The following is a 1,218-nucleotide window of genomic DNA, read 5'->3' as shown; positions in this document are numbered from 1 at the left end:
ATTAAATCCCCAAAAACTAGGCTTTAGGCTGCCCGCACATCCAATTAAGAGTGCATGGCAGCCTTTTCAGTGGGAAGTGGGGAAGTGGGGAAGTGGGGAAATAGGGAAATAGGGAAATAGGGAAGCTGTCTCATCACCCTATCACCCCAAAACCCTATCACCCTATCTCCTGCCTCCTGACTCCTGACTCCCGAATACTGATAACTGATTACAAAGGGAAAAAGAGAAGGGAAAACAGCCCCTTCTCCGTCGTATCTAGACAAAAATTGTTCTAGTTGCCAATATGGACCGGTTGTGCTTGCAGAGATTCGACTAAACCGCGCACAGCTGCCACCATAGCCACTTCATTATCCAATTGATTGATCGCCGAACCAACACCGATACCGGCCGCTCCAGCAGCGATCGCCATAGGAGCGGTGACAATGGATAAACCGGAAGCGCAGAGGACGGGAACCTTCACCGCATGGGAAATAGCGTGGGCTGCCGCTAAAGTCGGGGCGGCTTTTTCAATCAGTCCCAAAATACCGGCGTGACGGGGTTGACTGCTAGTGCCGCCTTCGGTTTGAATAATGTCAGCACCCTGACTAACTAAAGCTTCCGCTAGTCTCACCTGTTCATCGAGGGGCAGCAGATGGGGAACTGTCACAGACAGGGTAATTTCGGGCAGTAAGTCGCGAGTTTGACGGGTTAGGGCTAAAACTTCCGCCGCCTCAAAAATGCGTCCTTGGGCATAAAAACTATCGAAATTACCGATCTCAATTAAATCGGCTCCCGCGTCCACTGCCATCACCAACAATTCTGGCTCGACGGCCGATACACACACGGGTAAATTTGTCAAGGCTTTTACCGTCCGAATTAGGTCAGCATTAGCGGCAATATCGACAAAAGTTGCTCCTCCGGCTGTAGCGGCTTTAACTACTGAGAGAACCTGCGAGCGATCGAAATTATTTAACCCACTGATCACTTTCAGGGCATGACGACGGGCGAAGGCTTGCTGTAAGGTAAAATTGATCATCGGAAATTTTGGGTCTGAAACCCCGTCGTTCTACGACGGCTTTGCTGTTAAATATTAGCACATTTACGAAATATATGCTAAAATATGAGACATGGAAAAAGCCTATTCTTACCGATTTTACCCAACACCAGAACAAGAGTCGCTATTGCGGCGCACATTGGGCTGTGTAAGATTAGTTTACAATAAAGCTCTCCACGAACGAA

The 1,218-nt window shown here is 48.7% G+C and carries 3 protein-coding genes; 1 reads left to right on the top strand and 2 read right to left on the bottom strand.

The annotated features are described in order from the left end of the window. Nucleotides 1-44: 44 nt before the first annotated feature. Entirely contained in the window at nt 45-263 is a 219-nt protein-coding gene (locus O9290_RS12745) for a hypothetical protein (RefSeq protein ID WP_288087122.1), read from the bottom strand. Between the two features lie 8 nt (nt 264-271). Continuing rightward, nucleotides 272-1,015 (bottom strand): DUF561 domain-containing protein, encoded by a 744-nt coding sequence (locus tag O9290_RS12740; RefSeq protein ID WP_002756734.1) that lies wholly within the window; start codon nt 1,013-1,015, stop codon nt 272-274. Between the two features lie 91 nt (nt 1,016-1,106). Here O9290_RS12740 and O9290_RS12735 point away from each other — a divergent pair. After that, a partial coding sequence (locus tag O9290_RS12735) for a helix-turn-helix domain-containing protein (RefSeq protein ID WP_287738263.1) occupies nt 1,107-1,218 on the top strand: 112 nt, incomplete at its 3' end.

Source organism: Microcystis sp. LE19-41.2A (genome assembly GCF_027530405.1).
In the GTDB taxonomy this organism is placed as follows: Bacteria; Cyanobacteriota; Cyanobacteriia; order Cyanobacteriales; family Microcystaceae; genus Microcystis; species Microcystis aeruginosa.
Note: the sequence above shows the minus strand (reverse complement) of the source record. Positions and strands in the feature narration are given on the sequence as shown.